Here is a 22,509-nt window from a genome sequence, read left to right as displayed (position 1 = left end):
TTTTCTATATATATTGAGTTCCTTTCGGAAACGTTTTGTATTTAAACATTAATACTAATTGCAAAGATAAATCTAAAAATAATATTTTAGGATTTGCATTTCTTTCCACACTATAGTGTGTTGTTTCAAACAAATTAATTGTTTCTTCAATTTGTTCGATGGTATAATGAGTAGCAAACTTGTTTACAAAATCAAGTTCATGCGCGGATAGAAATACTAAGTTTGAAAGATCGAGTTTAATTAAAATAATTTGACGCATGATATTAATAGCATACATCAAAAACGTTTTTTGATTTTCACGACCTAATTTAGCCAATTCCTCCTCGCAAATGCTGATGATATTTAGACCAGAATCCTGAACAATAAGCCGTAACCATTTAACCAATAAATTGAAATGGTTGTTTGTCTGCGTATCGATCATATTTATAGCTTCCTGTACGTTACCGTCAGCTATAAAAGCAATATCTCTTGCTTCAGATTCTTCGAGGTTTTTATTTTCTATTAAATACGATGTAATCGCTTGATGACTCAATTTATTAATTTTAACGAGCTGTGTTCTCGAAATAATCGTGTTTAATATTTTATTCTGATTTTCAGCCACCAAAAGGAACAATGTTTTTTCTGGGGGTTCCTCAATCAATTTTAATAAGGCGTTACCTTCTTTTTCTAAATATTCAGGTAGCCACATAATCAAAACTTTAAATTCAGCCTCAAAAGACTTTAAACTTAATTTTTTGATTATTTCATGCGCTTCAGCAATATTGATGTTAACCTGCTTATTGTCGGCATCAAGTTGTTGTCGCCAATTTTCTAAACTTAGGTACGGATTATTCAAAAATGCTTTTCGCCAATTCTCAATAAATGTCGCAGCATTATCCTCCTTATGCTTCGCAATAAAAGGATAAGAAAAATGCAGATCCGGATGTATAAGTTTATTATATTTCCTACAGGATGAGCATAAACCGCAACTATCAAACTCGGCTTTATTTTCGCAATTAATAAATTGTGCGTAAGCTAAAGCTAAAGCTAGTGAGCCAGAACCTTCTGGTCCAAGAAATAATTGCGCATGACTCACACGGTTTTCACGAACTGTGCTGATCAGATGAGTTTTAACTAAATCATGTCCAATAATATCCCTAAATTGCATATACTACTCCTAGTCTATACAAATGTAATAAATAATAGACAGCATTTATTTATATTCAAAATATAAATGGGATATATGATGTCAATTTTATTGAAATTCAATTATTTACTAACCTGTAGCAAGATAAAGTTTATACAGTTAATTTTCCGCTATTTGGATATACACCTTCTAAAAATGTAGATTCTTTTGCGTAATATTGCAGATATAATTCATAATTTTAGGAAATGAGATTTATAGTATCCACATCGATTTTATTAAAACAACTTCAAGCTATTAATGGCGCTTCAAGTAGTAGTACAGTTCTACCCATTTTAGAGAACTTTCTTTTTGAAATAAAAGACAATACGTTAACAATATCTGCGACAGATTTGCAGACAAGCATGGTTACGTCATTGCAAATTGAGGCTAAAGAAGAAGGAAAAGTAGCGATGCCTTCTAAAATTTTAATAGAGACCTTAAAAACATTACCAGATCAACCAGTTGCTTTTTTTGTTGATAATAATACGCTAGCGATCGAGATCAGTGCCGGTGACGGTAAATATAAGTTGAGTGGTGAGAATCCTGAGGATTTCCCTAAAATTCCAGTAATTGACAATGCGCATACTGTTCATATGCCTGCTCCAATACTAGCAGAGGCAATTAGTAAAACAATATTTGCTGTTAGTAATGATGAGTTAAGACCGGCAATGTCAGGTGTGTTAGTTCAATTGGGAGATAAGGCCGTAACGTTTGTATCTACAGATGCACATAAACTGGTACGCTACAGACGTTCTGATATTGGCGTAGAAAAGCCTGCTTCATTAATTCTTCCAAAAAAAGCATTGTCTTTATTAAAATCATCTTTGCCATCAGAAGATATCAATGTTTCGATTGAATATAATTCGACAAATGCATTTTTTAGTTTTGGTAACATCAATTTAATTTGTCGTTTGATTGATGAGCGTTACCCAGATTACGAAGCTGTAATTCCGCAGGTGAATCCAAATAAGTTAACTGTTGACCGTTTACTATTTTTAAATACGTTACGTCGTGTTGTTATTTTTGCGAATAAAACAACGCATCAGGTACGTTTGAAAATCTCAGGTAGTGAATTGAATATTTCTGCTGAAGATCTTGATTTTTCTAATGAAGCTCATGAGCGCTTAGGATGTCAGTTTGAAGGGGAAGATATGGAAATTGGTTTCAACGCTAAATTTTTAGTGGAGATGTTAAACAATCTAGCTAGCGAAGAAGTAGTCATTGAAATGAGTACAGCCAATCGTGCAGGTTTGCTAATTCCAGCAGTAGCAGAAGAAAATGAAGATATTTTAATGCTGGTTATGCCAGTTATGTTAAATAACATCGGTTAATCGCACTGTTTTGGAGGTTATAGCGCATATCATTGATTTTGTTCTGCATATTGATAAACATTTACTTGAGATCGTAAATGATTATAAAACGTGGACATATCTCATCTTATTTCTGATCATTTTTGTTGAAACAGGAGTTGTTGTGATGCCATTTTTACCAGGCGATTCTTTACTATTTGCAGCAGGAATGCTAGCAGCACAGCCAAATGAACTTAATGTCTGGTTGATGATTGCTATCTTATTAGTAGCCGCGGTATCGGGAGATTCTCTTAATTATGCCATCGGGAAGCGATTTGGAATGCAGATGACCAAATTTAAACTATTTGGTAAGCAGGTAATCAAAGACGAGCAGATTCAAAAGACACATACTTTTTATGAAAAGTATGGTAGTAAAACAATTGTAATTGCACGCTTTGTGCCTATTGTCAGAACACTGGCTCCATTTGTAGGAGGAATTGGAAGAATGCATTATGGCACTTTTATAACTTATAATGTTATTGGAGCAATTCTCTGGGTCGTAGGGATTACATTAGCAGGATATTTTTTAGGTAATATACCGATCATCAGAGATAATTTTTCAAAAGTAGTGCTGTTGATTATCTTATTATCAGTATTGCCGATTGTCTTTGAAGTCTTAAAAGAAAAATTTAAAAGTAAGAAGGAAGCCTAAAAGCTTCCTTTTTTATTACAGGCAATTTTTTAGTATCATATCATAAAATAAGGTATTTGTAACCCAATAAGGTTCGATGATCAAAACAGTAAGTGTTTGATTTTATTAAACATGCATTTTAAATGGATATTATCACAAATCTCATTGATTTTATTTTACATATTGATAAACATCTTATTCAAATTGTTCATGATTATCAAGGATGGACTTATCTGATTATATTCTTAATTGTGTTTGCTGAAACAGGTCTTGTTATAACACCATTTTTACCAGGAGATTCGGTATTATTTGCATTAGGAGCTATTATTGCTCTTCCAGAAAGCGATCTATCTTTGTCTTTATTTTGGTTGGTGTTAGTGACAGCAGCAGTTTTAGGAGACTTTGTTAATTATGAAATTGGAAAATATTTGGGACATCGAGTTTTCAGGTCAAAGTCTAAAATATTTAAACCCGAATATTTAATCAACACCCAGTCTTTTTATACTAAACATGGTAATAGAGCTATTATCTATGCCCGCTTTGTTCCAATAGTACGCACATTTGCACCCTTTTTTGCAGGAGTTAGCCACATGACTTATGTTAAATTTGGTACCTATAATATTTTTGGAGGGCTATTATGGGTCACTTTATTTTTATTAGGAGGATATTTTTTTGGACAAATCCCAATGGTTAGGAATAATTTCTCTTTGGTCGTCTTCCTGGTTATCATCATTAGTGCTGTACCTGTGCTGGTACAGTTTTTTAATCATAAAAAATCTTCTACGGTCTAAACCTAAGATCCTTTTTTGAGTCTATTTTGTGAAAGAATTTCACACGAAGCATCTATTTATTTACATGAAGTACCTATTAATTTTCAGTTTAAGTCTACTATTTTCATTATCATCAGCACAAGTAAGAGTCGAAAAAAAGCAGGCAAAAGAAGCCTATCATCTTCTTAATGAAATCCGTAAAAATCCTGAACGGTATAAAAAGAAGCTCGGTCTATTCAATTTGAATAAAGTGACACAAAAGTCACTGAATTGGAATAAGAGGCTCGCTGAGGTTGCCGAATCGCGGGCCAAGGATATGGCAAAGCGAAATTATTTTGACCATGTCAATCCAGATGGTATAGGTCCTAATTATTATATGCAGCAAGCAGGTTATGATTTGAATGCCAAATGGCTAAAAAATAAGCGCGCAAATAATTTTGAGTCTATTGCCTGGAATTGGCCAAGTGCCACAGACGCAATAAAAGGTTTAATTATTGGTAAAGAAGCGCCCGGTTATCATCATCGAAAACATCTATTAGGGATGGACGAATGGAATGCCTCTTTATATGATATCGGTATTGGTTTTGTTACTACAGGAAAGAAAGGACATCAAAAAAGTTATTTATGTGTCATTATTGCCAAGCATGATTGGTAAATTAATCAATTTATAGTCTTGATATTATGCATTATTGGAATGTTTCTTACCTTTGCATATGATAAAATCAATGACAGGATACGGCACAGCTGTAAAAGACAATGGAAAAGTTAAGTACAGCGTCGAGATTAAATCCTTGAATTCTAAATTTCTTGAATTAAATCTGCGTTTACCAAAAGCAGTTTCGGACAAGGAATTGACTTTACGTACAGAGTGCAGTAAACTTATTGAAAGAGGTAAGGTGAACCTTTCTGTAAACGTTGAATATTCTGATCAAACGGCAAAAGCATCGACAATTAATGCAGATTTGCTAAAAAAATACTATACTCAATTACAACAAATTGCTTTTGAACTGGGAGATAAACAAGTTTCTCTTTTCGAATTGGCTCTTAATATGCCCGAAGTAATTGCTAATAATGATAATGAAGTTGATGAAGAAGAATCACGATTATTATTAGAAGCATTTTACGCGGCAGTAGAGCAATTTAATATTTTCAGAGCAGATGAAGGAGCAGTTCTTTCACAGGACCTGACAGATCGTGTTGAATTGATCTTAACTTATTTAACAGAAGTCGAAGCTGTTGAAATGGACCGTATTCCTTTAATACGCGAACGTATAGGCCATTACCTGGAGGAAACTGTAGGTAAGGAAAACGTTGATAAAAACCGTTTCGAACAAGAATTGATCTATTATATCGACAAATTAGATATAACAGAAGAGAAAGTTCGTCTACGCTCTCACTGTACCTATTTTCAAAAAGCTTTGAAAGCATCTGATTCTAATGGTAAGAAATTAGGATTTATTTCTCAAGAAATGGGTAGAGAGATCAATACGCTAGGATCAAAAGCCAACCACGCTGGTATTCAGCAGATCGTGGTAAAAATGAAAGAAGAATTAGAAAAAATTAAAGAGCAATTGCTCAACGTATTATAGGAATGGCAGGTAAGTTAATTATATTCTCGGCACCATCAGGAGCAGGTAAAACAACAATCGTAAAGAATCTATTAAGTAAACATGGTGATAAGTTGGAGTTTTCTATTTCTGCTAGTACACGCGAACCGCGCGGTGAAGAAATAGATGGCAAAGATTATTACTTTATATCAAAAGAAGACTTTCTACATAAGATTGCGAAACAAGAGTTCATCGAATTCGAAGAAGTATATTCAGGTACATTTTATGGAACATTACGTTCTGAAGTAGAACGTATCTGGGCACAGGGTAAACATGTTATTTTTGATATTGATGTGATTGGAGGACTTCGTTTGCGTTCAAAGTTTCCAGACGAAGCCTTATCTATTTTTGTGCAACCTCCTTCCTTAGAAGTTTTAAAAGCACGCCTGCGTGGTAGAGGAACAGACTCTGAAGAAAAATTGCAGGAACGTTTTGCAAAAGCTGAATCCGAATTATCCTATGCAGATAAGTTTGATGTGATTTTAAAAAATTATGATTTGGATGTTGCTGTTGTGGAAGCAGAGAAATTGGTAATGGACTTTCTGAATAAAAAGTAATGGCTAAAGTCGGATTATTCTTCGGGTCTTTTAATCCAGTTCATGTTGGGCATTTGATTATTGCCAATTATATGGCCAACTATACTGAGCTGGACGAAGTTTGGTTTGTGGTATCCCCACAAAATCCATTTAAAAAGAAAGAGAGCCTTGGTAATATGTACGACCGTTTAGAGATGGTTAATCTGGCAATTGAAGAGACCGAAAATTTAAAGGCAAGTTCCATTGAATTTAGTTTACCGCAACCCTCGTATACCATCGATACTTTAACACATCTGGCAGAAAAATATCCCACGCATGAATTTGTTTTAATTATGGGTGAAGATATTTTAGAGACCTTTTCAAAGTGGAAGAATCACGATATTATTTTAAGGGATTATCATATCTATGTTTATCCAAGACCTGGATATAATGGCGGTACAATGAAAGAACATCCGTCAATAACCCTGACACAAACACCGATGATGGAATTGTCTTCTACCTTTCTTCGACAAGCGGTGAAAGAGGGGAGCAATATCAAATTCTATACTCCGGATAAAGTCATTGAGTTTATCGAAAAAAAAGGACTATATTCATAAAAAGGCGAAACTTAAGTTTCGCCTTTTTTATGAACTTCAATCTTCTATAATAAATCCAACTTCCTGATCAAAAGCTTTTTTTTCTTCTTCAGATAGGTTCTTTTTCATAACACGGATGGTATATCCACCTTTTAGGACCCCTTTATCTAGATACATCCAATCAGAGATCCGTTGCGGATCTATTGTTACTTGATCACCATATTTTACAACCTTAGTTAGTTGCGGTTCATTATTAACGGTACCACGATATGATTTGCCATCTGAGGTTAGGTTACCCACCCAGATATGTTCACCACCCCCATCTTCTGTATCGAATCTTACTTTGATAGCAAAACTCTCGTATCCTTCCTGGGGATCCTTAAAAGAAGTTTCAAAATTCTGAAACGTTTTATTTGCTTCGAGGATGGCCTGATTCATGGCTTGATCATCACCATTGAATTCGATGACATCATCATTCTTTATCTTTTCTTTAATCGTGTTTTGGCACGAAATAAATGAGAACGATACAAGTACGGGTAATAAAAAAAACTTGAAAATTGGACTGTTTTTTGAATGTAGCATTGTTTGTTTATTTGTATTAGCTTAGAAATATTATTTTAAGATAATCATAATTTAGTATTTACTGCAAATAGAAGAGAAATGACTAGTACTATGGTCTGTATTTTTATATAACAGTTTATTCATATCTTCAATAAATTTTAAATGGACAACTGGACTAACTTATATTAAAACAATGAAACATCATTTAATATTATTGATTCTCCTTTTTTCAGGCTTTATAAAATCATTTGCTCAGACGAACGAGGATGATGGAAGTTCTTATACTAGGGATGAAAAAGGATACGAATTGCGCACTAAAATGACTATACCGCCGTACGGACTGACGAAAATCAAGACGTTAATATCAAATATTACATTTAAAGAAGATCCAGAAGGAAGCTCTGATGGAGGTTTTGAGGCGATAAGTGCTTCGCAGTTTAATGGACTGAGCCTAAGAGAGAAATTTACTTATGTAATGATCCATGCAGAACTTTCTCAACAGAATTGTGCTATTCCAGAATATCAAAATGATCTTCAGAAACGCATTTTCGGACAGCTTGAAACGGGATTTAATGAGGCGAGCTGGAGCCAGAGACAAGCTGACTTTCTTCTTGAAAATCGAGACTCGGTATTGAGACTCATTCAAGAATCAGTTGGACGGAGCAAATGGATGGGCATTAACTACAAAGAAGCAATTTTAGAAATGAATGCTTGGAACATGATTCCTTTTATCATTACGTATGTTAAAAATACACCAAAGGATAAAGATGCACTAACCTTACTGATGCTATTAATGAAACGTGGCGAATATGAAGAATTCCTCAATTCAGTATCCTATCAGAAATTGTATGGTACAGATGCTGGTTATTATGCCTACTTGAACTATAATAAAGCAAATGAGGATTTAATTTGTGAGCGGGCAAATCGTTACTACAAAGTAAAAAAGAAATAATATGAAGCGAATAATTAGTGTAAGTCTCTTTATGATTTGTCTATGTACAACATTAGTTGCACAAGAGCATGTTTATGTTGAACCGACGCAGGCTGATCGAAACTATAGGGCATACCGCGAGCAGGAGACAAAACCTGAGTTTGGTTTGAGAAAAGTTGAATCTTTAATCAAAAAAATTAAAGAACCAGAAGATGATGGAATGATTGCAGATTACATCGCGGCTATTTCTAAGGACGAATTTAAGCGATTGAATTTAAAAGAACAGTTTACCTATGTTATGATTCATCCAGAAGTATATAGTCAGGCTTGTATAGATGATATGACAAGTCGGGGTGAAGATCAAAAGATCTTTGGGTTACTTACCTTTCGTCTTTCAGGAGTCGACTGGAGCGCGGATCAATATAAGTTTCTCAAACAAAATCGCGATACAGTACAGACATTGATTTTTGAAACCATAGCTGTAAAGAAACATATGGGTGTCAATTTAAAATCGGCCCTTGTCGAAATTTCTGCATGGGAAAGTATCCCGGCTATGATTCGCTATTATCAAACAAATAGGAAAGATAGGGATGTTTTGACGGTATTATCTTTAATATTAAAAAAAGAACAGTACACTCCTTATCTGAAATCTACGATGTATGGAAAATTGTATTTGGGCGATGCTAATTATATGACATCAGTTCGTTTCAATACAGCAAACGAACAATTTCTCTTATCTACGGCACAGGAATATTATAATCAGAAAATTTCAAAATGATGAAGAGCATTCGAATATTATTGATTGGATTTTTTTTATACATGAATACTTCTTTTGCCCAAGAACAAAAGTTTATTGCGGTGGAGGCAGGTACTTATATTTTAGGTGATACAATCAGTTTGGATAATCCTAAAAGATCCGTTTCAATTCCAGCTTTTGCTATTGCTGAAGCCGAATTAACAAATGAAGCATTTGCTGCATTTGTTTCTGCTACGCATTATGTCACATTGGCAGAACGATTTCGTAATGCAATGGTCTTTGAACCCGGATTAGAAGAATTTCGATGGATACAGGATAGTACGGCATATTGGCGGTTTCCAAACGGAATAAGTAGAGGCGGGATTAAAGATAAAATGAATCATCCTGTTACCTGTATATCCTATCGGGATGCAGTAGCTTACTGCGAATGGGCAGGGGTTCGTTTACCCTCATTGGATGAATGGGAAGTAGCTTCAAGAGCAGGTTCGGAGACAAAGTATTTTGAAGGGGTAGATTTAGAAAAAATCATCAATTATGCCAATATATGGCATGGCAGAAATCATTTGGTAGCCGATACCACGGATGGTTATCTCTATACATCACCGATTAAAACATTTAAAGCAAATCCTTTAGGTTTATATGATGTATATGGTAATGTGTTTGAATTTTGTGAAGGCGCATTAGAACGTGATAAAGGTAGGAAAGTTGCCCATGCACGCGGGGGATCGTGGTGGTGTAGTAAAAATAGTTGCGTATCCTTTAATTCGCAATACATAGGTTCGGTCAATCCAAATGCATCTTTTAGTAATCTTGGCTTTCGAGTAGTCAAGAAAATGTAGAGAGATCTAATAAAAACAAATCTCTCTACATCTATTTGTTATCTACCCATCCAGCCACCATCTACGGTCAGAATTGTTCCATGAACATAGTTAGACGCTTCAGAGCTCAGAAATAATATAGGTCCTTTGAAGTCTTGAGGTTCTCCCCATCTTGCGGCAGGAATTCGACCTAAGATAGAAGCAGAACGCTCCGGATCATCGCGCAATGCCTCAGTATTATCTGTTGCAATATATCCCGGAGCAATAGCATTCACATTGACACCTTTGGAGGCCCATTCATTTGCAAAAGCTTTCGTGAGCGATGCAATCGCACCTTTTGAAGCCGCATATCCAGGTACATTGATTCCGCCTTGAAAAGAGAGTAAAGATGCTGTAAATATGATCTTTCCTGTTCCACGTGAAATCATGTCTTTACCTATTTCTCTGGTTAAGATAAACTGAGCATTTTGATTGATCTCGATAATTTCATCCCAATACTCATCCGGATGTTCTGCTGCGGGTTTGCGTAAGATATTACCGGCATTGTTGACTAATATATCAATGACAGGATGTTGTTCTTTTACCTTAGTAATAAATGCATACAAGTCATTTCGCTTTGAAAAATCACATTGATAGGCATGGAATTTTCTACCTAAAGATTCAATAGATTTTTGAACAGCAGAATTTTCTAGTTCTAATGTTGCAGATACACCAATTATATCTGCTCCAGCCTCAGCTAATGCCTCGGCCATAGCTTTGCCAATTCCTCTTTTGCAACCTGTCACAAGGGCTATTTTTCCTGTTAAATCAAATGATTGTAGTATGGACATTATTTTTTATAGCTAATGGTTAATGGTTTTTGTATTTGTTCTGATGCTTGTTGCAAATAAGCTTTCCAAGCATCCATATTTTCAATTTTTCCGGCTTTGTTGAAGGTTGCGCCAATATAATAAGTCAGGGTCTGATTATTTTTAGCCGCTATATTCCATAAAAATTGAGTTGGAGTATCAATAAAATCTTTCTTTACATGTGGTAAAATGATCGCTGTTCCCGTAATATTGCCTTTATTCTCTGGTTCCCAGTAAGCAAAGAAGTTTTCTTTTTTATAAATCGTGTAATTAGGATTTGCTTCTTTTCGCTTGGCGATACCCAATACGATAGGTGTCTCAGCAGCGGTTGCATTATGCATATTCACATTAATTCTACTTAACTGACTTTCAGCATCAATTGATATCTCTTTTTCAATACTGATCATCTGACCTTCTATTTCTTGAGGCTCATAAATTAATTTGAAAGTACTGCGTATAGGACCATTGTCCAGGACTTCTGATCGACGGTAGTGTTTTGTGTATTGAATTTGACCATTAAAGTATAGTGCCATATCACCTACCCCAAGGGTTTGTCCTACAGAATAATAGTCGAGACCTTTACCGTGATCGGCATGATAATCACCTGTTTTATACCACTCATCAATAATTAGATCGTTGGTCCGTTTTGACCAAAAATCAAAACCTTGTGCATCTTCAGAAGTCCCTTCTAAAGCTTTACCATATGCTCGAAAAGCTACAACATTGTTTTCCCATGCAAAATCATCTTTTCGTTCAGGAACATAGCGCGCATATGTTTTGCTTGCTGTCTTTACAGGTGCAGTGGCGGTAACAGCAAGTTCAATTTTTGCTTTCGGAGCAATGTGAACCGCAATCAGTACATTTTGAGGTGTTGATTTTCCGCGCTTTTCCAGTTGATAGATGACCGGTTTTTTCGATTCTTCTTCCAAAATCGAAAAAACGGTATCTTTTAGTTCAAAGTGCTGTTTAAATTTTTCGTAAGGAATACTCACGACTTCTTTTCTCTCAAAAGAAGAAGTATTGTGGATGAGTAATGAGCTCTTATTTTGGGCAGATAAACTAGATGTAATACCGAGTAATAATGCCACCGATAATAATGATTTCATAGTATTTATTTTAAATCTGTAATTGCAGATTTGTCCATATCGTCGTAGTCGAGGTTTTCTCCTGCCATTCCCCAGATAAAAGTATAGTTACTGGTACCTGCTCCAGCGTGAATTGACCAAGGGGGAGAAATCACAGCTTGTTCATTTTTCATCCAAATATGGCGTGTTTCATCTACTGGACCCATAAAATGTGATACCGCTTGACCTTCGGGAACTTCAAAGTAGAAATAAACTTCCATTCGACGGTCATGGGTGTGTGCAGGCATCGTATTCCAAACAGATCCTGGTTTTAGCTCTGTCATACCCATTTGAAGTTGACAGGTATCAACAATCTTATTCAGTAACATCTGATTGATTGTTCTATGGTTTGCTGTCTCAAGAGATCCGAGTTCAATTTTATTAGCCGACTCTTTCGTTACTTTTTTTGTGGGGAAGGTATGGTGAGCAGGAGTTGAATTTAGATAGAATTTTGCTGGATTCGAGGGATCATTACTATTGAAGTAAACATCTTCTACACCTTTTCCGATATATAAGGCCTCTTTGTAGCCTAATTCGTAGGTGGTACCATCAACTTCTACTTTTCCAGCTCCACCAACATTAATAATTCCAAGCTCTCTTCTGCTGAGAAAGAAAGGTTCTTTCAACAATGCTGGAATCGTTTCCAATTTTATTTTTTCAGCAACCGGCATGGCACCTCCAGCCATGTAGCGGTCATAGTGTGAGTAAGTAAAATGTATCTGATCTGCTTCAAAAATATTTTCTATTAAAAAGTTCTCTCTTAAAGACTTTGTATCAAGTGTTTTACATTCATTTGGGCTAATTGCGTAGCGCGACTCATAATTCATTTTCATATTCTAGCGTATTTAAGAAACATGCTAAAAATAACATATAAATAGATCATAAGCCACAATAATCTTCGCAATCGATATCGGAGACTTTAAATAAATATTGAAATGATATAAGACCAGATGGCTGTTGTCAATAGACTTAAGATAATTCCTAAGCCAATAATGAGATTGATTAATTTCGTGTTTAGCCTAAATTGTTGTACCACCATACTGGCTGTAATTAAAGTCGGCATAGCCGCTTCCATAATACTCACACGGGCGATATCCCCCTTAACATTGAGTAACAATGCGGCGATAAGAACAATCGCAGGCGCTAACATCAATTTATACAATAAGGTCATCGAAATTTGAGAAATCTCTCTCTTCATGCCTTTAAATTGCAACTGTAACCCCACAGAAAATAATGCCAAGGGCGCGACTGTAGATGCGATCTTATCAAAAAATGGTTCGGTAATACTCAAATCCACGTATTGTGCCAATACAAGGGCAAGTATGCAGGCGATAAAAGGAGGAAAAGTAACAAGTCTTATTAATAGGGCACCAACCTTAATCCCTTCATTATTGCTCCGGTCTCCCTTGATGGCACAAATAATCCCAACGGTAGACAATAGCATGAAATTTACCTGATCGCAAATAATAGCAATACTTAGATTCTGCTCCCCATAATAGGCAATAATTAAAGGAAAACCAATAAAAGAGGTATTGCTGTATGCCGACGACAATTCCAACGTACTTCTTGACCGCTGACTATAGCCTTTATAGCGACAATACAGTTCCATAAAGAGCCAACTCCCTGCAACAACAAGTATAGGGGATAGGACAGGGAAAAAAAGTTGCATACTCCAGGTGATCTGGGGAATATATTTAAAAGATACGGCAGGTAAGGCGATATATAAAACCCATATATTAATGCTTTTTGAAGCATTTTCAGGAATTAATCTAAAATGCTTAAATAGCATTCCAGCACAGACACAGAATATAATAAGTATAAAATTGACCATTTTAAATTGGAAAACGATATGAATGGTCGAAGTTACTCAAAAGAGAAATTGACTTTATATTTTTTAGAATATATATCGGATAAAAATCATCTTTTTTTAATGCAGTTCTGCTGGTAGATATAGGGCAATTATATTTTGAACATATTATAATTTCATGTAGTGATACTACAGGAGTAATAGAGGGTTTCTAGAGGGTTCATAGAGGTAAATCTATAGAAACCCTCTATAAAACCTAAATAATATCTGATATAAATCTCATAAAATATTTAATGAGATACCTATATGTGCATCAGATGTCCTTTAAAAAATATGAGTTAAGGTCTTTTTAATGTATAAAAAGAAAAAGCAATAGGTTAAAAGCTAACGCTTTTCTTTTTTTCTTCCTAAATTAGCATCATGACAAAGAAGAAACCAACCATCTTGGTTGTGAATGATGATGGCATTACAGCTCCAGGGATTAAAGTTTTAATTGAAGAAATGCAAAAAATTGGCCATGTGGTGGTCGTTGCTCCCGATAGCCCGCAATCGGGTATGGGACATGCCATTACGATCGGGCGACCTTTGCGTTTAGACCGTATTGATCTTTATGAAGGGGTTGAGATGTATAAATGTTCTGGAACTCCGGTAGATTGCGTCAAATTGGCCGTAAATAAGATCTTTAAGGGGCGTAAGCCTGATGTATGTGTCTCTGGTATTAATCATGGGCTCAATCATTCGATCAATGTTTTATATTCAGGAACGATGTCCGCTGCGGTTGAGGGAGCAATAGAAGGAATTCCGTCTATTGGATTTTCTTTAGATAATTTTGATTACGATGCAGATTTTTCTCATTGTAGATCCTACCTGGTATCAATCACCAAGCAGGTGTTGGCAAATGGTCTTCCAAAAGGTTCTTTGTTGAATGTTAATTTTCCTAAAGATGAAGCCAAAGGTATAAAGATCTGTCGTCAGGCAGGTGGACATTATGTTGAAGAGTTTGATGAGCGTGTCGATCCTAGAGATCGGGATTATTATTGGATGACTGGCAGGTTTGAGTTGGAAGATCGTGGAGAGGATACTGATTCATACGCATTAAGCAAAGGTTATGTTGCTATCGTACCCACACAGTTTGATATGACTGCCCATCATGTTATTCCTGAATTAAATTCTTGGGGATTCGATAGTTAATATGAAAAACAATTTAGGCATAGGGATTTTGTTGGGTGCCATTGCACCCATGATCGCTTATTTACTTTCTACCTATACAACGCTTTTTGAAAAAACGATATCGGAAAAGCCGATGTTAATTTATGCCATAGCGGTATTTATCAACTTATTGGTTATACGTTTTTTGTTTAAAGGAGAAAAAGGTGCCTTAGCAAAAGGAGTCTTGGTCGCTACATTTATAGCAACCATACTTTATATTCTTACACATAAATTATCCATATGAAATTGACATTGGGTTTTTCACCATGCCCGAATGATACGTTTATTTTTGATGCACTTATTCATCATAAAATAGATACAGAAGGACTAGAGTTTGACATTGTATATGAAGATGTCGAAACCTTGAATTTAAAAGCCTTTAAGGGAGACTTGGCCGTCACAAAATTAAGTTACCACGCTTTTGCTTATGCTGTTGAAGATTATGAGCTATTGGACGCCGGTAGTGCATTAGGTTTTGGAGTAGGACCCATGTTAATTACGAAAGATGAAGAGCTGGCTAAAGAGCTTCAAGAAATATTGTCATCCAAAACGGTATTAACGAAAGCACTAGCAGAATTACGGGTCGGTTATCCCGGGAAATATACGACAGCTAATTTTTTATTGGGTTTGGCATTTCCTGAATTGAAAAATAAAAAGGAACTTGTTTTTTCAGAAATTGAAGGTGCTTTGTTAGCCGGCGATATAGATTTAGGATTGATCATTCATGAAAACCGCTTTACTTATCAGGAAAAGGGCTTATTTAAAGTGGTTGATTTGGGCGATTATTGGGAAAAAACGACAAATTGTCCTATTCCTTTAGGTGGTATTGTTGTTAAAAGAAGTATTCCTCAAGATATTAAAGAAAAATTGAACCGCGTTTTGAGAGCGAGTGTCGAATATGCTTTTGCAAACCCGACATCAGGTCTCGAGTTTATCAAATCGCATGCTCAGGAGATGAGCATCGAGGTGATGTATAAACACATTGAACTTTATGTCAATAAGTACTCTGTAGAACTTGGAAAAGAGGGGCGTTCGGCGATTGAAATCATGTTTAAGAAGGCTCAGGATATGGGCTTTATCCCTAAAACGGAAAAGAATTTATTTTTGTCATAAAAAATAGTAAAAAATATAGATATAGTGTGTTAGATATGATATCTAATAACTAAATTTGCCCGATTAGTGTCAATTTGTCTGCAATTTTAGTTTGGAGTCATTATTGAATGAAAGTCATAAATTGAGATAGAAAAGAATATTATGTTAAAATTTTTAAGTAAATTATTTGGAAGTAAATCCGAGCGAGATATTAAGGCGGTCCAGCCAATTGTAGAAAAAATCAAATCGGAGTACGAACAACTTTCGCCGTTAAGTGATGATGAATTGCGTGGCAAAACCGCTGATTTCAAAAATAGAATAAAAGGATATTTAGCAGATATTGATAAAGAGATTTCTACTCTAAAGGCTGAAGCTGAAGATGATAATTTGGACATGTCACAAAAGACAGCGATATACGAAAGTGTAGATAAATTATCGAAAGACCGTGATAAAAAATTAGAAGAGGTTTTAATGGATATTTTACCAGAAGCATTTGCTGTGGTAAAAGAAACATCAAGACGTTTGGCAGAAAATAAACAATTAGTCGTTACTGCGACAGATTTTGATAGAGAACTTGCTGCGCAAAAGCAAAATGTGGTTATTGAAGGAAATCAGGCAACTTGGAAAAATGTATGGTTAGCTGCAGGAACTGAAGTAACTTGGAACATGGTGCATTATGATGTGCAATTAATTGGTGGTGTTGTTTTGCATCAGGGTAAAATTGCACAAATGGCAACTGGTGAGGGTAAAACATTAGTTGGAACCCTTCCTACTTATTTAAATGCATTAGCTGGTAATGGTGTGCATATTGTTACAGTGAATGATTATTTGGCACGTCGTGACTCGGAGTGGAATGCACCACTCTTTGAATTTCATGGATTGAGCGTAGATTGTATTGATAAACACCAACCAAACTCGCCGCAAAGACGTAAAGCTTATGCTTCAGATATTGTTTACGGTACGAATAATGAATTTGGTTTCGATTATTTGCGTGATAACATGACGCAGACACCCGATGCTTTGGTACAGGGTAAGTTACATTTTGCAATGGTGGATGAGGTCGATTCAGTTTTAATTGATGATGCGCGTACGCCATTGATTATTTCAGGTCCTATCCCACGTGGTGATCAACATGAGTTTTACCAATTAAAACCACGTATCGAACGTTTGGTAAATGCACAAAAAGCATATATCAATACGGTTTTGAATGAAGCTAAGAAAGCAGTTAAAGCTGGAGATATCGATCCAGAAAAAGGTGGTTTAGCATTATTTAGAGCTTATCGCGGTTTGCCGAAAAATAAAGCTTTGATCAAATACTTAAGTGAGGATAATCACCGTCAGATTTTGCAAAAAGTGGAAAACTACTATATGCAAGAGCAGAATAAAAATATGCCTAAAGCTGATGCTGAATTGTTTTTTGTAATTGATGAAAAAAATAATCAAGTAGAATTAACGGAAAAAGGTATTGAGCTTATTACTGCTTCGGGAGAAGATCCTTCATTCTTTATCTTGCCAGATGTAGGTTCTGAAATTGCGGATATCGAAAAAGCAGATATTCCTTTAGAGGAGAAAGCTGCTCGTAAAGAGGAGTTATTACGTGATTATTCTATCAAAGCAGAGCGTATTCATTCAATCAATCAATTATTGAAGGCATATACTTTATTTGAAAATGATGTTGAATATATTGTTGACGAAGGAAAAGTAAAAATAGTAGATGAGCAAACAGGACGTATCATGGATGGTCGCCGTTACTCTGATGGATTACACCAGGCAATCGAAGCAAAAGAAAATGTGAAAGTAGAAGATGCTACACAGACATATGCAACGATTACCTTACAAAATTACTTCCGTATGTACCACAAACTTGCGGGTATGACGGGTACAGCTTCTACTGAGGCTGGTGAGCTTTGGGAAATATATAAATTGGACGTTGTAGAAATTCCTACAAACCGCGTTGCTTTACGTGATGACCGTCAAGATTTTATTTACCGTACTGCTCGTGAAAAATATAATGCCGTTGCGGAAGAAATCCAAAAGTTAACTGAAGCGGGAAGACCTGTGTTGGTCGGTACAACTTCTGTTGAGATCTCTGAATTATTAAGCCGTATGCTTCAATTACGTAAGGTAAAGCATAATGTCTTAAATGCAAAATTACACCAAAAAGAGGCCGATATTGTTGCGGAAGCAGGTCAACCTGGACAGGTAACTATTGCGACAAACATGGCTGGTCGTGGTACGGATATTAAATTAACAGATGAGGTGAAAGCTGCAGGTGGTTTAGCGATCATCGGTACAGAACGTCACGAATCTCGTCGTGTTGACCGTCAGTTACGTGGTCGTGCTGGTCGACAAGGGGATCCGGGATCATCGCAGTTCTTTGTTTCTTTGGAAGACAACTTAATGCGTCTTTTCGCTTCTGAGCGTATCTCTAACATCATGGTTAAAATGGGTGTTGAAGAAGGTGAAGTGATGCAACATAGTATGTTGACAAAGTCAATCGAAAGAGCACAGCGTAAAGTAGAAGAAAACAACTTTGGTATTCGTAAGCGTTTATTGGAGTATGATGATGTGATGAACTCACAGCGTACAGTTATATACACAAAGCGTAAGAATGCATTGTTCGGAGAACGTTTAGACGTCGATTTGAACAATATGATTTTTGATGTTGTTGAAGAAATTGTTGTTGATGCTAAAGAAGGCGGTTCATATGAAGATTTTCAAATTGAAGTAATCCGTATATTTGCTGTAAATCCAGAGATTTCGGAAGAAGAATTCACAAGTCTAAAGATCGAAGCGTTAACAGATCGTTTGTTTGATCAGATAATCAATGCGTACCACACTAAATTAAATACGGTAGCGGCACATACGATGCCAGTATTGCAAAATGTATTTGAAGAGCGTGGTAATGTTGTCGAAAATGTTGTTATTCCTTTCTCCGATGGTCTTCGTGGCATTCAAGTTGCTACAAATTTGAAGAAAGCAATAGAAACAGAAGGAAGAGAAGTTTTCAAATCTTTTGAAAAAGGTATTGTTTTAGCATTAATTGATGAAGCTTGGAAAGAGCATTTACGTGAAATGGATGACTTAAAACAATCTGTTCAGAATGCTGTTTACGAACAAAAGGATCCGATCATTATCTATAAAATGGAAGCATTCAACTTATTTAAGTCGATGCTGGCGACCATGAATAAGGATATTGTAAGCTTTATCTTTAAAGGTGAGATCCCTGGACAAAATATGCAAAGTGTTCCAGAACGTTCTGTTCAAGCTGCTCCGGTACAGGTTAAAGCGACAAAAGCAGAGCTGGAATCTCCAATTGGAGTAAGTGCTGAGGATGTAGATACCCGTGATTTGGGCCCTACACAGCCTATCCGCAATGAAAATGCAATTGGCCGCAATGATGACTGTCCTTGTGGTTCTGGTAAGAAATACAAAAACTGTCACGGCGTTAATAGCTAGGCAGTGTTTTAAAAAAATATAATAATGCTTAAGAGAGGATTGATAGTTGTTTTTGCTTTAGTTGCTTTTACTTTTTCGAAAGTAAAGGCGCAACAAAATGAAAATGTAGTTGTCGTAAAAGATACATTAATTACGCTATTACAACACGTTAGGGCAAATATGGGTATCAATCCTGTCGAAAGCAAACCTGTTGCTGTACCAACTAAACCGACTGTAAGAAGCGCGGCTACGCGTACTACGGTTCGTGGTTTTAGGGTTCAGATATTTGCAGGCAGTGATCGTAACAGTGCTTTCTCAGAGCAGGCGCGATTTAGAAATATGTATAAAGATATTGATACCTATATTAATTACGATGAACCTAATTATAGGGTTAAAGTAGGAGATTTTAGGAGTCGATCTGAAGCAAATAATTTTATGAATTTGCTGCGTCAACAATTTAAGAACGTCTTCGTATTCTCTGAAAACGTTTTTGTTTACCAATAATCTTATTAAAATGGCAAGTATTAAAGATAAAGTTAATGCCTTAGCCCAACAGTTTTTCCACGAAGCAGTTCAAATGAGGAGACATCTTCATCAGCACCCTGAACTTTCTTTTGAAGAGTACAGTACTTCGGCATATGTCAAGTCTGTTTTGAATGCTATTGGAATTCCCTTTGAAGAAATGGCTGATACGGGTGTAGTTGCCTATTTAACGGGTGACATCGTTTCTGATGAAGTGATTGCTTTACGCGCTGATATGGACGCTTTGCCTATCCAAGAAGTGGAAGGCAGGACTTACGGTTCTCAAAATCCAGGTGTCATGCATGCCTGTGGACATGATGTGCATACCTCATCTTTGTTAGGTGTGGCCAAAATACTGCACGCATTGAAATCGGAATTTGGAGGAGTTGTAAAATTGATTTTCCAACCAGGAGAAGAACGTCTTCCGGGTGGAGCATCCCTCATGATTAAAGAAGGAGTTTTAGAAAATCCTATTCCTTCAGCCATTATAGGTCAACATGTTATGCCTTTTATTGAGGCAGGTAAAGTTGGCTTTAGAGAGGGGAAGTATATGGCTTCTTGTGATGAACTTTTTGTGACAGTAAAAGGTAAAGGAGGTCACGGTGCCCATCCGCATCAAAATATTGATCCAATTGTTATCACAGCGCATATCATAACGGCACTGCAACAGATTGCGAGCCGATTTGCCGACCCAAGAACCCCTACAGTTCTTTCTTTCGGAAAGATCATTGCAAATGGAGCTACAAACATCGTTCCTGACGAAGTTTATCTTGAAGGAACCTTTCGTACGTTTGATGAAGATTGGCGCGCTGAGGCTCATGAAAAGATGGTTAAAATGGCAACAGGTATTGCAGAGAGTATGGGTGCGGTTTGTGATTTTGATGTACGTAAAGGATACCCGTTCCTAATTAACAATCCTGAACTGACAAAAGCAGCAAGAGGTTATGCTGAAGAATATCTCGGTAAAGAAAATGTTTTAGATTTAGATCTTTGGCCTGCGGCAGAAGATTTTTCCTATTACTCGCAGGAAGTAAATGCCTGCTTCTACCGTTTAGGGACAGGAAATAAGTCGAAGGGTATCCAGTCTGCTGTTCATACGTCATCTTTTGATATTGATGAGGATGCATTACAATTGAGCATTGGTCTTATGGCTTATATGACATTAAGACGTTTAGGTCAGTAAAGTCTATGTCGTCACATCATATTGTTCGAGAAAGGCAAGAGCCGGCACTACTGATAACGGATATTTATAGTATTGACAAAGAGTTGGTTGGACAGCTTTTAGAATGGTCTCCAACGATCGTTACGGATGTCAACTCTTATGAAGCTGTTACTTCTCAGGCCTATAAGGTAGATATCATCTTCACTCCGGGGCTCATGGATTTCCCGCAGGAGCATGTAAAGGCTGTTATTTATGAAAAAAATTTTATAGCCAGTGCTTTGAGTTATCTTATTGAGGAGGGGTACAAAGCTGTAAATATATTAGGATCTGGATTTGATCAGACAGTATTGGAATATTTTGCACCAATGATTGATATTGTATGGTTGCATCACGAAACGAGAACTATCTTTGTTCAATCGGGATTTGAGAAATGGATGCCTGCTGGGGATGAGCTTTTTATAGGGTCTGTACTGAATGACTTGGAGACAAGTGGTTTGCAAGCGATTGGAGAAAATCACTTTAGAACAATTCAAGATGGTTTTTTTAGGTTAGAATTTTCATCACCAAAATATTGTTTATTGACAGAAAAATTATGAGCGCAGTAATTATTAAATCCGCAGGAAAAGATGAAGCGGCATTTATTAGTAAAATTGGACAGCAAAGTTATAATGAAACTTATCCTGCTATTCTAACGCAAGAACAAATTGATTTTATGTTGAATAAAAATTACACTGTTGATGCTATTCAGGCTTTAATGGACAGTGGTCAAGATTTTTATTTACTGTATGAAGGTGCTGTACCCAAAGGATTTGTTGCTGTTCAAAATAAGGAACAATCGATTTTGAGAATAGAAAAACTTTATCTGTTAGCTGAAGATAAGGGAAAAGGTTATGGAACGAAGTTCTTAAATTTTGTAGCTGATCTGGCTAAATCAAGAGATTTAAAGCTTTTAGAGCTAAATGTAAATCGGGGTAATCCGGCTTATCATTTTTATTTAAAGCAGAGTTTTGTTGTAACGGAAGTTGTTGACATCCCTTATTATGGTTATATTTTGGATGATTATGTTATGCAAAAAGACCTCACGCTTTAACGGTTTATTTTCGTAATTAAGTAGTATATTTCCTCTATGAATTAATAGCTTTTAATGGCAGAGGAGAGAACATAAATTGTTTTTATATGTGACAAAATTATGTTGCATATAAAAAGCAATTTATCTAAGTTTGATATAAATAGTAATCATCATGAAAGAAGTAACAGTAGAAGAGCTTAAATCAAAAATTGATAATGGCGAAGATTTTCAATTAATTGATGTTCGTGAATCATTTGAATATGAGGTTTCTAATTTAGGAGGATTGAATATTCCTTTATCTGGAATCTTAATTGAAGTAGATAAAATCGCTAAAGATAAACCTGTCGTGGTACAATGCCGTTCAGGAAAACGTTCTGCGCAAGCAGTAATGATGTTAGAGCAACAAGGTTTTGATAATTTAGCAAATTTAAAAGGCGGAATCCTTGCTTGGAAAGAGGAGATCGATCCTGAGATTGATGTTTATTAATATACATCCATCAAGGTTATACTTTTCATATCGATAATCAATAACCGAATA

Annotated in this window: 25 protein-coding genes; 19 read left to right on the top strand and 6 right to left on the bottom strand. The window is 36.0% G+C overall.

The window, feature by feature from the left end; genetic code table 11:
- Positions 1-4 precede the first annotated feature (4 nt).
- Positions 5-1,147 (bottom strand): DNA polymerase III subunit, encoded by a 1,143-nt coding sequence (locus WH188_RS22610; protein ID WP_168127986.1) that lies wholly within the window; start codon positions 1,145-1,147, stop codon positions 5-7.
- Between the two features lie 224 nt (positions 1,148-1,371).
- Here WH188_RS22610 and dnaN point away from each other — a divergent pair, with 224 nt between their 5' ends.
- The 7 genes from dnaN (at position 1,372) to nadD (ending at position 6,654) form a co-directional block, all read left to right on the top strand.
- Positions 1,372-2,496 (top strand): DNA polymerase III subunit beta, encoded by a 1,125-nt coding sequence (gene dnaN, locus WH188_RS22605; RefSeq protein WP_021188232.1) that lies wholly within the window; start codon positions 1,372-1,374, stop codon positions 2,494-2,496.
- Positions 2,497-2,506: 10 nt separating this feature from the next.
- Entirely contained in the window at positions 2,507-3,166 is a 660-nt protein-coding gene (locus tag WH188_RS22600; RefSeq protein ID WP_021188231.1) for a DedA family protein, read from the top strand.
- A 122-nt stretch (positions 3,167-3,288) separates the two neighbouring features.
- Positions 3,289-3,936 carry a DedA family protein gene (locus WH188_RS22595; RefSeq protein ID WP_168127985.1) on the top strand — a complete coding sequence of 216 codons (648 nt, stop codon included), beginning with the start codon at positions 3,289-3,291 and terminating at the stop codon, positions 3,934-3,936.
- A gap of 64 nt (positions 3,937-4,000) precedes the next feature.
- Positions 4,001-4,570, top strand: coding sequence for a CAP domain-containing protein (locus WH188_RS22590; protein ID WP_168127984.1), 570 nt, complete (start codon positions 4,001-4,003; stop codon positions 4,568-4,570).
- Between the two features lie 58 nt (positions 4,571-4,628).
- Entirely contained in the window at positions 4,629-5,504 is an 876-nt protein-coding gene (locus WH188_RS22585; RefSeq protein WP_132771739.1) for a YicC/YloC family endoribonuclease, read from the top strand.
- Positions 5,505-5,506: 2 nt separating this feature from the next.
- Positions 5,507-6,079 carry a guanylate kinase gene (gene gmk / locus WH188_RS22580; protein WP_132771738.1) on the top strand — a complete coding sequence of 191 codons (573 nt, stop codon included), beginning with the start codon at positions 5,507-5,509 and terminating at the stop codon, positions 6,077-6,079.
- Complete coding sequence (nadD, locus tag WH188_RS22575) at positions 6,079-6,654, top strand: nicotinate (nicotinamide) nucleotide adenylyltransferase (protein WP_021190413.1); 576 nt, start codon at positions 6,079-6,081, stop codon at positions 6,652-6,654. Before gmk ends, nadD begins: the two co-directional genes overlap by 1 nt.
- 36 nt (positions 6,655-6,690) lie before the next feature.
- On the opposite strand, the gene WH188_RS22570 is transcribed toward nadD, so the two are convergent.
- Positions 6,691-7,215, bottom strand: coding sequence for a YegJ family protein (locus WH188_RS22570; RefSeq protein ID WP_168127983.1), 525 nt, complete (start codon positions 7,213-7,215; stop codon positions 6,691-6,693).
- A 172-nt stretch (positions 7,216-7,387) separates the two neighbouring features.
- Between WH188_RS22570 and WH188_RS22565 the strand changes: the two genes are divergently transcribed.
- The 3 genes from WH188_RS22565 to WH188_RS22555 are packed head-to-tail and all read left to right on the top strand — an operon-like array spanning position 7,388 to position 9,721.
- A complete protein-coding gene (locus WH188_RS22565; protein ID WP_132771736.1) occupies positions 7,388-8,146 on the top strand; it encodes a hypothetical protein in 759 nt (252 codons plus the stop codon).
- A 1-nt stretch (position 8,147) separates the two neighbouring features.
- On the top strand, positions 8,148-8,903 hold the full coding sequence (locus WH188_RS22560; RefSeq protein WP_168127982.1) for a hypothetical protein: 756 nt from the start codon (positions 8,148-8,150) through the stop codon (positions 8,901-8,903).
- Between the two features lie 41 nt (positions 8,904-8,944).
- The gene (locus WH188_RS22555; RefSeq protein WP_339424682.1) at positions 8,945-9,721 is read left to right on the top strand and encodes a formylglycine-generating enzyme family protein; all 777 of its coding nucleotides are present in this window, start codon (positions 8,945-8,947) and stop codon (positions 9,719-9,721) included.
- A 38-nt stretch (positions 9,722-9,759) separates the two neighbouring features.
- Here the strand turns inward: WH188_RS22555 and WH188_RS22550 are convergent, their stop codons facing one another.
- The 4 genes from WH188_RS22550 to WH188_RS22535 all read right to left on the bottom strand — a co-directional run bounded on the left by WH188_RS22550 (position 9,760) and on the right by WH188_RS22535 (position 13,503).
- Complete coding sequence (locus WH188_RS22550; protein WP_132771734.1) at positions 9,760-10,530, bottom strand: SDR family NAD(P)-dependent oxidoreductase; 771 nt, start codon at positions 10,528-10,530, stop codon at positions 9,760-9,762.
- A complete protein-coding gene (locus WH188_RS22545; protein ID WP_132771733.1) occupies positions 10,530-11,654 on the bottom strand; it encodes a DUF4861 family protein in 1,125 nt (374 codons plus the stop codon). The genes WH188_RS22550 and WH188_RS22545 overlap by 1 nt, the downstream gene beginning before the upstream one ends.
- Positions 11,655-11,659: 5 nt before the next feature.
- Positions 11,660-12,505, bottom strand: coding sequence for a 5-dehydro-4-deoxy-D-glucuronate isomerase (gene kduI, locus WH188_RS22540; protein WP_021189180.1), 846 nt, complete (start codon positions 12,503-12,505; stop codon positions 11,660-11,662).
- An 86-nt stretch (positions 12,506-12,591) separates the two neighbouring features.
- Complete coding sequence (locus tag WH188_RS22535) at positions 12,592-13,503, bottom strand: AEC family transporter (RefSeq protein WP_132771732.1); 912 nt, start codon at positions 13,501-13,503, stop codon at positions 12,592-12,594.
- Positions 13,504-13,899: 396 nt separating this feature from the next.
- Between WH188_RS22535 and surE the strand changes: the two genes are divergently transcribed.
- From surE to WH188_RS22490, 9 genes are all read left to right on the top strand, one after another.
- The gene (surE, locus tag WH188_RS22530) at positions 13,900-14,670 is read left to right on the top strand and encodes a 5'/3'-nucleotidase SurE (protein ID WP_021189178.1); all 771 of its coding nucleotides are present in this window, start codon (positions 13,900-13,902) and stop codon (positions 14,668-14,670) included.
- Position 14,671: 1 nt separating this feature from the next.
- Complete coding sequence (locus tag WH188_RS22525; protein WP_132771731.1) at positions 14,672-14,932, top strand: hypothetical protein; 261 nt, start codon at positions 14,672-14,674, stop codon at positions 14,930-14,932.
- Positions 14,929-15,801, top strand: a complete 873-nt coding sequence (locus tag WH188_RS22520) for a menaquinone biosynthesis family protein (protein WP_132771730.1) — start codon at positions 14,929-14,931, stop codon at positions 15,799-15,801. The genes WH188_RS22525 and WH188_RS22520 overlap by 4 nt, the downstream gene beginning before the upstream one ends.
- 141 nt (positions 15,802-15,942) lie before the next feature.
- Positions 15,943-19,239 carry a preprotein translocase subunit SecA gene (gene secA / locus WH188_RS22515; RefSeq protein ID WP_132771729.1) on the top strand — a complete coding sequence of 1,099 codons (3,297 nt, stop codon included), beginning with the start codon at positions 15,943-15,945 and terminating at the stop codon, positions 19,237-19,239.
- 24 nt (positions 19,240-19,263) lie between these two features.
- Positions 19,264-19,722: an SPOR domain-containing protein gene (locus WH188_RS22510; protein ID WP_021189175.1), complete on the top strand. Its 459-nt coding sequence runs from the start codon at positions 19,264-19,266 to the stop codon at positions 19,720-19,722.
- 10 nt (positions 19,723-19,732) lie between these two features.
- Positions 19,733-20,923, top strand: coding sequence for a M20 metallopeptidase family protein (locus WH188_RS22505; protein WP_168127981.1), 1,191 nt, complete (start codon positions 19,733-19,735; stop codon positions 20,921-20,923).
- Positions 20,924-20,928: 5 nt separating this feature from the next.
- Entirely contained in the window at positions 20,929-21,498 is a 570-nt protein-coding gene (locus tag WH188_RS22500) for a thiamine diphosphokinase (RefSeq protein ID WP_132771727.1), read from the top strand.
- Positions 21,495-21,992 (top strand): GNAT family N-acetyltransferase, encoded by a 498-nt coding sequence (locus WH188_RS22495; RefSeq protein ID WP_021189172.1) that lies wholly within the window; start codon positions 21,495-21,497, stop codon positions 21,990-21,992. Before WH188_RS22500 ends, WH188_RS22495 begins: the two co-directional genes overlap by 4 nt.
- Before the next feature lie 151 nt (positions 21,993-22,143).
- On the top strand, positions 22,144-22,458 hold the full coding sequence (locus tag WH188_RS22490; protein WP_021189171.1) for a rhodanese-like domain-containing protein: 315 nt from the start codon (positions 22,144-22,146) through the stop codon (positions 22,456-22,458).
- The last annotated feature ends 51 nt before the right edge of the window (positions 22,459-22,509 follow it).

Source organism: Sphingobacterium sp. MYb388 (assembly GCF_037479535.1).
Taxonomy (GTDB): domain Bacteria; phylum Bacteroidota; class Bacteroidia; order Sphingobacteriales; family Sphingobacteriaceae; genus Sphingobacterium; species Sphingobacterium anhuiense.
Note: the sequence above shows the minus strand (reverse complement) of the source record. Positions and strands in the feature narration are given on the sequence as shown.

Excerpts from the sequence above, each read along its gene's own strand:
- WH188_RS22590 (WP_168127984.1), top strand. The coding sequence starts at position 4,001 with ATGAAGTACCTATTAATTTTCAGTTTAAGTCTACTATTTTCATTATCA.
- WH188_RS22560 (WP_168127982.1), top strand. The coding sequence starts at position 8,148 with ATGAAGCGAATAATTAGTGTAAGTCTCTTTATGATTTGTCTATGTACA.
- surE (WP_021189178.1), top strand. The coding sequence starts at position 13,900 with ATGACAAAGAAGAAACCAACCATCTTGGTTGTGAATGATGATGGCATT.
- WH188_RS22500 (WP_132771727.1), top strand. The coding sequence starts at position 20,929 with ATGTCGTCACATCATATTGTTCGAGAAAGGCAAGAGCCGGCACTACTG.
- WH188_RS22610 (WP_168127986.1), bottom strand. The coding sequence starts at position 1,147 with ATGCAATTTAGGGATATTATTGGACATGATTTAGTTAAAACTCATCTG.
- WH188_RS22505 (WP_168127981.1), top strand. The coding sequence starts at position 19,733 with ATGGCAAGTATTAAAGATAAAGTTAATGCCTTAGCCCAACAGTTTTTC.
- WH188_RS22585 (WP_132771739.1), top strand. The coding sequence starts at position 4,629 with ATGATAAAATCAATGACAGGATACGGCACAGCTGTAAAAGACAATGGA.
- WH188_RS22490 (WP_021189171.1), top strand. The coding sequence starts at position 22,144 with ATGAAAGAAGTAACAGTAGAAGAGCTTAAATCAAAAATTGATAATGGC.
- WH188_RS22495 (WP_021189172.1), top strand. The coding sequence starts at position 21,495 with ATGAGCGCAGTAATTATTAAATCCGCAGGAAAAGATGAAGCGGCATTT.
- WH188_RS22510 (WP_021189175.1), top strand. The coding sequence starts at position 19,264 with ATGCTTAAGAGAGGATTGATAGTTGTTTTTGCTTTAGTTGCTTTTACT.
- secA (WP_132771729.1), top strand. The coding sequence starts at position 15,943 with ATGTTAAAATTTTTAAGTAAATTATTTGGAAGTAAATCCGAGCGAGAT.
- WH188_RS22550 (WP_132771734.1), bottom strand. The coding sequence starts at position 10,530 with ATGTCCATACTACAATCATTTGATTTAACAGGAAAAATAGCCCTTGTG.
- nadD (WP_021190413.1), top strand. The coding sequence starts at position 6,079 with ATGGCTAAAGTCGGATTATTCTTCGGGTCTTTTAATCCAGTTCATGTT.
- WH188_RS22520 (WP_132771730.1), top strand. The coding sequence starts at position 14,929 with ATGAAATTGACATTGGGTTTTTCACCATGCCCGAATGATACGTTTATT.
- WH188_RS22525 (WP_132771731.1), top strand. The coding sequence starts at position 14,672 with ATGAAAAACAATTTAGGCATAGGGATTTTGTTGGGTGCCATTGCACCC.
- WH188_RS22555 (WP_339424682.1), top strand. The coding sequence starts at position 8,945 with ATGAATACTTCTTTTGCCCAAGAACAAAAGTTTATTGCGGTGGAGGCA.
- WH188_RS22570 (WP_168127983.1), bottom strand. The coding sequence starts at position 7,215 with ATGCTACATTCAAAAAACAGTCCAATTTTCAAGTTTTTTTTATTACCC.
- WH188_RS22595 (WP_168127985.1), top strand. The coding sequence starts at position 3,289 with ATGGATATTATCACAAATCTCATTGATTTTATTTTACATATTGATAAA.
- gmk (WP_132771738.1), top strand. The coding sequence starts at position 5,507 with ATGGCAGGTAAGTTAATTATATTCTCGGCACCATCAGGAGCAGGTAAA.
- dnaN (WP_021188232.1), top strand. The coding sequence starts at position 1,372 with ATGAGATTTATAGTATCCACATCGATTTTATTAAAACAACTTCAAGCT.
- kduI (WP_021189180.1), bottom strand. The coding sequence starts at position 12,505 with ATGAAAATGAATTATGAGTCGCGCTACGCAATTAGCCCAAATGAATGT.
- WH188_RS22565 (WP_132771736.1), top strand. The coding sequence starts at position 7,388 with ATGAAACATCATTTAATATTATTGATTCTCCTTTTTTCAGGCTTTATA.
- WH188_RS22545 (WP_132771733.1), bottom strand. The coding sequence starts at position 11,654 with ATGAAATCATTATTATCGGTGGCATTATTACTCGGTATTACATCTAGT.
- WH188_RS22535 (WP_132771732.1), bottom strand. The coding sequence starts at position 13,503 with ATGGTCAATTTTATACTTATTATATTCTGTGTCTGTGCTGGAATGCTA.